This window comes from Mesorhizobium sp. M4A.F.Ca.ET.022.05.2.1, from assembly GCF_003998845.1.
GTDB lineage: Bacteria > Pseudomonadota > Alphaproteobacteria > Rhizobiales > Rhizobiaceae > Mesorhizobium.
Genome location: NZ_RZOJ01000203.1, coordinates 1 through 10,395 on the forward strand (window position 1 = coordinate 1; position 10,395 = coordinate 10,395).

The window sequence follows — 10,395 nt, forward strand, 5'->3', positions numbered from 1 at the left end:
GGCGCGCACCATCGGCGCCTCGGCCGACGGCGTCGTCGTCGGCACCGCCATCGTCAACGCGGTCGCCAACGTGCTGGGGCCGAAGGGCGAAAAGACCGCCGATCCGGCCGAGGCAGTGGCTACTTTGGTCAGCGGCCTTGCCCAGGGCGTCCGCTCGGCCCGCCTTGCCGCCGCCGAATAGTTTTCCTTACCTCTTCCTCGTCAGGACGGGAGCCGAAGCGATGAACTGGATCACCAATTACGTTCGCCCGAAGATCAATTCGATGCTCGGCCGGCGCACCGACATGCCTGAGAATCTCTGGATCAAGGATCCCGAGACCGGCGAGATGGTGTTCCATAAGGATCTCGAATCCAACCAGTTCGTCATCCCGTCCTCCGGCCATCACATGAAGATCTCGGCCAAGGAGCGGCTGAAGTATTTCTTCGACGACGGCAAATACGAGACGCTGGAAAATCCCAAGGTCGTGCAGGACCCGCTGAAATTCCGCGACGAGAAGCGCTACACCGACCGGCTGAAGGACGCCAAGGCCAAGACCGGGCTGGAGGATGCGATCGTCAATGCGCTGGGCAGCATCGAAGGCCTGCCGGTGGTGGTGACCGTGCAGGACTTCGCCTTCATGGGCGGCTCGCTCGGCATGGCCGCCGGCGACGCCATCGTCCATGCGTTCGAGGTTGCCCTGCAGCGCAGGCGGCCGCTGATCCTGTTCGCGGCCTCCGGCGGCGCCCGCATGCAGGAAGGCATCCTTTCACTGATGCAATTGCCGCGCACCACGGTCGGCGTCGACCGACTGAAGGAAGCCGGCCTGCCCTATATCGTCGTGCTGACCAACCCGACCACCGGCGGCGTCACCGCCTCCTATGCCATGCTGGGCGACGTCCACATTGCCGAGCCCGGTGCGCTGATCGGCTTCGCCGGGCCGCGCGTCATCGAGCAGACCATCCGCGAAAAACTGCCCGACGGCTTCCAGCGCTCCGAATATCTGATGGAGCACGGCATGGTCGACATGGTGGTGTCGAGGCTGGAGATGCGCCAGACCATCGCGCGGCTTCTGAAGATGCTGCTCAAGATGCCGCAGGCAGACAAGCCGCTCGAGCCCGAGATCCTGCCGCCGGCGCTCGCCCAGCCGGAAGCGCGACCGCAGGCCTGACGCGACACTGAACGCCGCGAGGCGCGATTGCGCGCACCGTCCGGTGCTGTAGCTTTTTGATTTGCGCATGATCCTTTCCGAAACCGATTTCCGGTTTCGGGGTCATGCGCTAGGATTCGTCCATGACAACGCTTGCCGCCGACCGCGAAATCGAAAGCCTGATGGCGCTTCACCCGAAGGGCTTCGACCTTTCGCTCGACCGCATCACGCGGCTGCTCGAACGTCTCGGCAATCCGCAGGAGCTGATCCCGCCGGCAATCCACATTGCCGGCACCAACGGCAAGGGTTCCTGCGCCGCCTTCTCGCGGGCGCTGCTCGAAGCGGCCGGTCATCTCGTTCACGTGCACACCTCGCCGCATCTGGTGAACTGGCACGAGCGCTACCGTCTCGCCGCCGAAGGCGGCGGCAGGCTGGTCGATGATCAGGTCTTTGCCGAAGCCATCGCCCGCGTTGCGGCCGCTAATGACGGCCAGAAGATCACGGTCTTCGAGATCCTCACCGCCGTCACCTTCCTGCTGTTCGCAGAGCATCCGGCCGAAGCCGCAATCATCGAGGTCGGCCTTGGCGGCCGCTTCGACGCCACCAATGTCATCGCCAGGCCGGCAGTGTCGGTGATCATGCCGGTGTCGATGGACCATGAAGCCTATCTCGGCGACCGGGTCGAACTGATCGCCGCCGAGAAGGCCGGCATCATCAAGCCCGGCTGCCCGGTCGTCATCGGCGCGCAGGAAAGCGAGACGGCGCTGCAGGTGCTGATCGACACCGCCGAGCGGCTCGACTGCCCGACCTTCGTCTACGGCCAGGATTTCCTCGCTTTCGAGGAAAATGGGCGCATGGTCTACCAGGACGAGGACGGCCTGATGGACCTGCCGCCGCCGCGCCTGCCCGGACGCCACCAGTTCGCCAACGCGGCAGCGGCGATTGCCGCGATCAAGGCGGCGGGCTTCGAGATCAGCCACCGCGCCACCGAAAAGGCGATGGGCAGCGTCGCCTGGCCCGGTCGCATGCAGAAGCTGACCCAGGGCCGACTGACGGAGCTGGCGCCGAAGGGCGCCGATATCTGGCTCGACGGCGGCCACAATCCCGGCGCCGGCCTTGTTATCGCCGAAGCGCTGGCCGAGCAGGAAGAGAAGCACCCGCGGCCGCTGTTTCTGATCTCCGGCATGATCAACACCAAGGACCAGAGCGGCTATTTCCGCGCCTTCAAGGGCCTCGCCCGGCACGTCTATACGGTGCCGGTGAGCCTCAGCGACGCTGGCGTGCCCAATGACGAGCTGGCGCTGCGCGCCGGCGAGGCCGGCCTGTCAGCCGAGCCCGTCAGTTCAGTTGCCAGCGCGTTGATGCTACTGCGCGATACCTGGGACGGTCCGCCGCCGCGCATCCTGATCGGCGGCTCGCTTTACCTTGCCGGCGCGGTGCTGGCCGAAAATGGCACGCCGCCCACCTGACGTCGGATTTCTCGCAGGGCATGGGGCGTCCTATCTGACCAGCGCAAGGAGCCCGTCGTGATCAAGGTCAAGCAACTCGCCCACGTCTGCATCTTCGCGCATGAGCTGGAAGCGACGCGAGGCTTCTACCGCGACGTCCTCGGCATGGACACCCAGTTCAATTTCCTGCGCGACGGCAAGGTCTTCGGCTTCTACCTCAATTGCGGCGGCCGCAGCCATGTCGAGGTGTTCCAGAAAGGCGAGGCCAGCTACAGCGACCAGAACCAGATCAACCACTTCTGCCTCGAAGTGGAGGATATCGACGCCGCGATCGCTCATATCAGGTCGAAGGGCGTCGAGGTCACGTCGAAGAAGCATGCCTGCGACGACACCTTTCAGGCCTGGATCCGCGATCCCAACGGCGTGAAGATCGAGCTGTTCGAATACACCGGAAAGAGCGCGCAATTCACCGGCGGCGACCGCATCGCCGACTGGTGACTGCCGCACGCTGTCTGCGGACTACTTCAGTTCGATCTCGATGAAGGCGTACTCGCTGTCATTGTCGCTGATGACGTCGTGCTCGACGCCTTCCTTGCGGAAATAGGGCGCCCCCTTCTTCATCTCGGCGAAGGATTCGCCGTCCTTGGTCAGCAGCTTCACCTTTCCGTCCATCAGCGGCACGATGACATAGTCATGGCCATGACGGTGCCAGCCGGTATTGTCGCCGGGCTGGAAGCGATATTCGGTGACGATGACGCGCTCATTGTCGATGAAGACGGTGGCCTTGGCTGTTCCGGTCATGATGTTCTCCTGTCCGTCCCAAGCAGAAGACATGGAGGCAGCGCGCGCGAGGGCCAGAGGGCGCTGGGGGATGGCGCCAAAGAAAAAGCCCGGCGCGATGGCCGGGCTTGTCCTGCAAACTTCTCGATTGGCTCAGGCGAGGCTGCCGTTGATCCAGTGCGACAGCGCGGTCTTCGGCGCCGCGCCCACCTTCATGTCGGCCACTTCGCCGCCCTTGAAGATCATCAGCGTCGGGATCGAGCGCACGCCGAACTGCGCGGCAAGCTCGGGATTCTCGTCGATATTGAGCTTGGCGATCTTCACCTTCGAGCCAAGCTCCTTGGCGATGTCTTCCAGCGCCGGAGCGATCATCTTGCAGGGGCCGCACCATTCGGCCCAGAAATCCACCACGACCGGCTCCTTGGCGTTGAGCACATCGGCCTGGAAATTGCTCTTGTCGACCTTGACGGTGGTCATGCGGAAATCCTTTCAAGAACTCGGGTTGCACCAAATGTGGTGGTGACAGAGATCTAATTCAAGCAGTGCTTGTGTCACGCTCCCGTGAGTCGGGCAAGGGCATCATCCATCGCGCTGGCCGGCAGTTCGATCAGCCTTGGCGCTTCGGTGAACAGCAGCGCGGCCTGGACATCGCGGCCGGGATAGAGCGGCTGCAGCAGCGCGCGGTAGAGCGCAAGCTGCAGCACATAGGTCGGCGGCACCTCCTCCAGCGTCGTCGGCGCCGGCCGGTTGGTCTTGTAGTCGACGATCGACACGCTGTGCTCAGAGACCGCCAGCCGGTCGATCTTGCCGGAGATCGAGCGCGGCTTTCCCTTCACCTCGAGGCTGCCCATCACCGCGATTTCGGCGCGGGATGCGGGCGAGAACAGCGGGGCGAATCGGGGATCGGCGAGGATCGCAAGCACCGCGTTCAACGCTTTCTCGCGCTCGGCTTCCGACCATGCCGCGCCGGCGCGCGCCAGATAGCGCTCGGCGGCGTCCTTGCGCCCGCCTTCGGCGATCGAAGGCAACATCTGCAGCAATTTGTGCAGCGCCAGCCCGCGCAGGACGCCGAAGCCCGGCTCGGCCTCGGCGTCCAGCACCGGCGAGCGCGTGTCGGTCACCGCCTCCTTCGCCTCGTCGATCAGCGCCGAGGCGCCGGAGGGCGACAGCGGCCGTGGCAGCTCCTCATAGGGCGGCAACGGGCGGAACAGGCTATCCGGCAGTGGCGCGACATGCTCGATCGGGCTCTCCGCCTCGGCCGCCGCCAACGCCACCGGCGGCAATTTGGTCATATGGAAGCGGTGCACGACGACCTCCGCCGCCGCCGGGTGGCGGCGCTCCATGCTTTCCGGCGCGCCGAGCAGCGCCCGGCTGACGATCGAATGCCAGGTGCCGGTGCTCGGCGCCCGCTTGCCATGGTATCCGCAGACGACCAGCCGGTCCTCGGCGCGCGTCATGCCGACATAGAGCAGTCGGCGGTATTCGTCGTCGGCGAGTTCGCGGGCATGCGCGGCGGCGGCCTTCGAAAAGCCGTTGGCGACGTCGCCGGCCGAGCGCCAGAGATAGCCCTTGCCGTCGAAATGCTGGCCCGAGCCCTGGAACGGCATCAGGCGCGGCAAATGCTGGTCGCTGAACGGCGCCGAGCCGCCATCGACCAGGAAGACGACCGGCGCCTCCAGGCCCTTGGCGGCGTGCACGGTCATGACGCGGACCTCGTCGCGGGTCTGGTCCATCTCGCGCTTGATCTCGGGTCCGCTGCTTTCCAGCGTCGCCAGGAAGGCCTCCAGTCCCGGCAGGCCGGTGCGCTCCTCGGCCAGGCAGAAGCTCAGGAATTCGTCGATGATATCGCCGGCTTCCGGTCCGAGCCGGGCGATCATCTTCTTGCGCAGGCCGTCGCGGGCGAGTGCGGCGGCATAGAATTCGAACACCGGCTTGAACGCCGCCTCGTTCGCCCAGGCGTCGAGTTGCGCCACCACCGGGGCCAGCGCCGGATCCTCTCCGGCCTGCTGCCTCAGTGAGGCGACCAGCGATTGGCCGGAAGGGCGTCCGTTAGCCAGCGAAAAGAGCCGCTCCTCGGACACGTCGAAGACAGGGCTGCGAAGCACGGCCGCCAGCGATAGGTCGTCCTGCGGCTGGATGAGGAAATGGCCGAGCGCGATCAGGTCCTTCACCGCAATGTGGCCGGGTAGGCTCAGCCGGTCGGCGCCGGCGACCGGAATGTCGCGGCGTTTCAAGGCGCGGGTCAATGCATGCACGAAGCTGTCGCGCTTGCGCACCAGCACGAGCACGTCGCCAGGCCCCAACCGCTTGCCGCGGCCTTCGATGATTTCACCGTTGCCGATCCAACCGGCAATGGTGGTCGCAACATTCTCGGCAACGCGCACAGCTGGCGCATGGGCATGGTCGACGGCCTGGGTCCAGTCGTCCGGCTCGTCGACCATTTCCGCGCCGATCGACGGCCAGACCTCGACATAGCCCGGCGCATCGGTTCGGATCGCCTTGTGGCTCAGCGCATCAGGGTCATGGCTGATCCCGCGCCTGATTCCCGGATCGGCAAAGACGCGGTCGACGGCGGCCAGCACGTCGTCGCTGGAGCGGAACGACCAGGTCAGCTTGAGATCGGCGAAGGAGAATCCTGCGTCGCGCACGCGTCCGGCAAATAGTTGCCTGCTCTCGGCAAAGGAATCGGGCGCGGCACCCTGGAAGGAATAGATCGACTGCTTCTCGTCGCCGACAGCAAACATCGTGCGATGGACGGCTTCACGCTGTCCTAGCCCGGCAAAGAACTCTTCCGTCAGCTTCTTCACCACCTCCCATTGGTCTGGACTGGTGTCCTGCGCCTCGTCGAGCAGGATGTGGTCGATGCCCTGGTCGAGCTTGAACTGCACCCACGCACCGGCATCGGGGCGCGACAAAAGAGCGACGGTGCGGGTGATCAGGTCGTTGAAGTCGAGAAAGCCGCGGCTCCGTTTCAGATGCTCATAGCGTGCAATCAGCCAGCGGGCGACCGTCAGCGCCGCCGCGGTGCCTTCGAGCATCCTGAACAGCGCCAGCCGGTCCGACACTTCCAGGATTGCCCTGGCAGCCTCGATGTAGCGCTCCGGTAGGTCCGGCAGCCGGTCGAGCAGCACTTTTTTGAAGGCTTTTGCCGGCTCGTAGGCGGCGCCATCGGCCTTCAGGAAAGCCTTGCCGAGCAGCTCCAGCCTGCGGATCGGATCGGCTTCGGCAAAGGCCAGCCTTGCATAAGGCAGGATGTTGTTCAGCACCATGCGCGCATCGGCTGCTTCGGCGGCACGCGCGAAGCCGGCGAAATAGTCTGGCAGGAAACCGGGCAATGGCCAGAGCGAAGAAGCGATGTCCTCTGCCGTCAGGCCGGGCCTGAAGCGGAATTCGGCGAGCAGCGACCGGAAGTCGTCGCCCAGCCCCGCGATGAAGGCGCGCAGCCCGTCACGTTTGTTCACGATCTCGGCCAGCAGCGCGTCGAGACCGGCCTCGCCGCCGCGCTCCAGCACCATGGCGAAGGCCTCGGCCAGTCCTTCGGCGCCGGCGCTGGCGCCCGAGATCATGTCGCGGCGGGCATCTCCGAACAGCGACGCTTCCATCTGCGTGTCGAGCATCTCGAAATGTGCGGGAATGTTGGCTTCCAGCGGGAACTGGTGCAGCACCGATTCGCAGAAGGCGTGGATGGTCTGGATCTTCAGCCCGCCCGGCGTCTCCAGCGCCTCGGCGAACAACCGGCGCGCGCGGCGCATCGTGCCGGCATCGGCGCCACGGCCATCCAGCGCCACGATCCGGCTCGCCAATTCGGCATCGCCCAGCGACGTCCAATCCGACAGCGTCGAGAACACCCGGTTCGACATGTTGGCGGCGGCGGCGCGCGTGTAGGTCAGGCAAAGGATCTTCGACGGGTCGGTGCCGTTGAGCAGCAGCCGGATGACGCGCTGCGCCAGCACATGCGTCTTGCCGGACCCCGCATTGGCAGAGACCCAGGCCGAATTCAGCGGGTCGGAAGCGCGCGCCTGGCTGGCGGCGGTATCGCTCGGGATCGGGTAGGCCTTCTTCATGCCTCCCCCGCCTCGTCGTCGCTCTCGCCGCCGGCCGACCATTCGAGCACGCGGGCGAGATGGTCGTAGTCGCCATCGACCTCGCCCTCGCGGAACGGCAGCGCGCGCGACAGATAGCCGGTCGTCGGGTCGGCATAGTGGAAGAGCAGCTTCTCCAGCCGCGCCCAGGCGTCCTCGGAAAGCTCGTTGGCGGTTCGGAGCTTCCGATTGTACTCGAGGATCGATTCCGGATCGACATCGCCATTCGCCTTCAGCCGCACGAAGGCAAGCTGGGAGGGTTCGCGAATGCCGAGTTCCTTGAAGGCGCCTCGCCGCAGCAATGCGCCTTCGAGCGCGAGCTGCGGCGAAAGCAATGTATGGGCCTGTGCTTTCGAGGGCGAGGAGCCCGTCTTGTAGTCGAGGATATCGGCCATGCCTCCGGCGAGGAGGTCGATCCGGTCGGCACGCCCGGACAGGGTAACTCCAGTACGGCCGACGACGGTTCTTTCGGCACGTTCCTCGGCGTGCCGACTTGTGACATCGGGTGCACGCTGCCGCTCCCACTGGATGATGTTCGCGGCGAGCTTTTCGAAACGCGGCCACCACACCGCCTCGATGTCGGCTGGAAGCGCCGCTTCGGCGAAGCAGGCCCGGCCTGCCTCGACCAGGCTTTGCAAGGCGTCCGGCGCGCGCGGATCGGCGACCCGCCGCGAAAACAGGTGCAGGATGGCGTGGAACAGCGTGCCGCGCTCGGCGGCGCCCGGATCGCGAATGACCGGATCGAGCGGCACCAGGCCGAGGATGCGTCGGGCGTAGACTGCATAGGGATCGCGGCGCAGGGTCTCGATCTCGGTCACCGAGAAATGCTGCGGCCGGGTGGCGAGCGGCGGCCTCGGCTGCGGCCTTGGCGCGAAGTCCAGCCGCTCGCCGGCATCGAGCGCGCGCGCCCAGGAGAGCAGCGCCGCGCCGCGCCGCATCGGCGCCGCCGCGTGCTCCTTGCCGATGAAGGTCAGCATGCGCTGCAGCCAGCGCGACGGCACCGCCGGCGCGTCGCCGGAACGGGCCGCGCGCGTCAGCACCACTTTCTTCGCGCCCATCGCCATCTGGAAGTCATGCGCGGCAAGGCCGATGCGCCGCTCCGGCGGCTCGAGGTCGATGCCGGTCTTCATCAGCCGCGACATGAAGCGGTCGCTCTCCGGCTTGCGCGGCCATACACCTTCGTTGAGCCCGCCGATGACGAGCGTGTCGACGCTCTGCAGCCGCGCCTCCAGCGCGCCCCAGATGGCGATGTTGCGGTCGGTACCTTGCGCCGGCTTCACCGTTTCCGGTGCGATTAGCGCGTCCATCACATCGGGCCATTCGGCCGCAGCGAAGGCGAACGGCACCGAAGCGGCGACCAGGCCGCGCAGCAGTTCGGCGAGCTTCTCACCGGCGTCGCCGGCATAAAGTTCCGCTGGGCCGCCATCGGCTGCCCGGCCAAGGTTCTCCAGCGCAATAACGCTGGCCCGCGTCAACGCGGCAAGATCGGCGTCCTGTTCGCCGCGAAAGGCTGTGAGCGGGGCCAGGGCCTCGGCAAGCCGGGCAAGCATATCCCGCGCCTGCTCGATCCCGCGCACCGTCAGCCGCGCGAACCAGAAGGGCGGGCGGCTGTCGCCGAGACCCGAAAGGCGGGCCTCGAAAAGCGATGCCAGCGAGGCCGCGTCCGGCCGCCCGGTACCGCCGCGCAGTGCCACCAGTTCGACGATCTCCGCCGCAGGGCGCACGCTCGTCCGATCGAGACCGAGGCCCAGTAGCGGGTGCTTGAGCAGCGAGAGCAGGGCGACCGGATCGCCGGGACGGAACACGGCTTGCAGCGCCAGCCTCAGCAGCGTGGCCGCTGGCGTGTTGGTGAGCGGCGTGCCACCGGAATCGTCGGCGGCGACGCCGAAGCGCAGCAACTCGACAGAGACGCGCCGCGCCAGCGCGCGATCACCGGTGACAAGTGCGGCGCGCTGGCCCGGCTGCTCGACGGCGCGCTTCAGCGCGATCGCGATCGCGACCGCCTCGTCGCGCTCGTTGGCAGCCTCCACCAGCGTCACGCCGGCCAGGGCCTGCCGGATGTCCTCGGCCTCGAAGCCGGGGCGCGTCTCGGTCCACAATTCGGTGGTTTCGGCCGGCCGTAGCGCCTCGCCGACTAGGGCCGCGCGGATTGCCAGCGCCCGGTCCGCCGGGACGATCTCCTCGACATCCGCGCGCGGCACGCCGATACCGCCGATCAGCTTCGCCAGGCCGAATTGCGGGTGGCCGAGCGTGGCCGGCCGTGCGCCGGGCGCCGAAATGGCGGCGAAGGAGGCCTCGTCCAGTCCCTTGTCGAGGCCGGGCAGCACGACGGCGCCATTGGGCAAGCCGGCGATCACGCCGAGCAGCTCGGCGGTCGCGGGGATGGAGCCGGTCGAGCCTGCGGCGATCACCGGCCCGGCCGGCCGGTTGCGTTTCAGCCGCGCGGCCTCCAGCCGGATCAGCGCGCTCCGGTGCGCGGCCGGATTGGAGAGGCCGCGTTCGGCGAGCAGCTTCGGCCAGTTGTCGGTGACGATGCCGAGGAAATCGAGCGTCACCTGCCACCAGCCGGCGAGATTGCCGCTGACCAGCCCGGCGAGCTTCGCCCAATCCGTGCCTTCGGTCTCGATTTCGTCCATCAGCCGGGCAAGGTCGCGCGCCAGCCAGACAGCATCGGCCGCCGAAGCCGGCACCACGAATTCCTCGTTGAACCGCGCCGCGACATGCGACGGCAGGCTTGCCTTCCACGCGCGCACCAGCGGCGCCAGGAGAAGCAGCCGCTCCTGCGCGGCAATCGGCGGCGCGAGCTCGATGGCCGGCGCCGCTTCGGCGTCGAAGGCCGCCTCGTCCTCATCGAATTCGCCGAGCGGCCTGACCGTCGGCAGGATGGCCGAGCGAACCCCCAGAATATCGACGAAGGCGCCGCGCAGCGCGCGCGCCGCGCGCCGCGTCGGCACATAG

General features: G+C 66.9%; 6 protein-coding genes and 2 pseudogenes. 4 read left to right on the forward strand and 4 right to left on the reverse strand.

Going from position 1 to position 10,395, the window contains the following annotated elements:
* The 4 genes and pseudogenes from trpA to EN745_RS20945 all read left to right on the forward strand — a co-directional run.
* Positions 1–181, forward strand: a pseudogene (gene trpA / locus EN745_RS20930) (tryptophan synthase subunit alpha); the annotation flags it as partial.
* Between the two features lie 40 nt (positions 182–221).
* Positions 222–1,088, forward strand: a pseudogene (accD, locus tag EN745_RS20935) (acetyl-CoA carboxylase, carboxyltransferase subunit beta); the annotation flags it as partial.
* Between the two features lie 182 nt (positions 1,089–1,270).
* Positions 1,271–2,596: a folylpolyglutamate synthase/dihydrofolate synthase family protein gene (locus EN745_RS20940; RefSeq protein ID WP_127422149.1), complete on the forward strand. Its 1,326-nt coding sequence runs from the start codon at positions 1,271–1,273 to the stop codon at positions 2,594–2,596.
* Between the two features lie 57 nt (positions 2,597–2,653).
* Positions 2,654–3,073: a VOC family protein gene (locus EN745_RS20945; RefSeq protein ID WP_126057126.1), complete on the forward strand. Its 420-nt coding sequence runs from the start codon at positions 2,654–2,656 to the stop codon at positions 3,071–3,073.
* Positions 3,074–3,094: 21 nt separating this feature from the next.
* Here the strand turns inward: EN745_RS20945 and EN745_RS20950 are convergent, their stop codons facing one another.
* The 4 genes from EN745_RS20950 to addB form a co-directional block, all read right to left on the reverse strand.
* Entirely contained in the window at positions 3,095–3,376 is a 282-nt protein-coding gene (locus EN745_RS20950) for a cupin domain-containing protein (RefSeq protein ID WP_126057125.1), read from the reverse strand.
* 132 nt (positions 3,377–3,508) lie between these two features.
* The gene (gene trxA, locus EN745_RS20955; protein ID WP_126057124.1) at positions 3,509–3,832 is read right to left on the reverse strand and encodes a thioredoxin; all 324 of its coding nucleotides are present in this window, start codon (positions 3,830–3,832) and stop codon (positions 3,509–3,511) included.
* Positions 3,833–3,906: 74 nt separating this feature from the next.
* Positions 3,907–7,419, reverse strand: coding sequence for a double-strand break repair helicase AddA (gene addA, locus EN745_RS20960; RefSeq protein WP_127422150.1), 3,513 nt, complete (start codon positions 7,417–7,419; stop codon positions 3,907–3,909).
* A partial coding sequence (gene addB / locus EN745_RS20965) for a double-strand break repair protein AddB (RefSeq protein WP_127422151.1) occupies positions 7,416–10,395 on the reverse strand: 2,980 nt, incomplete at its 5' end. The genes addA and addB, both read right to left, overlap by 4 nt.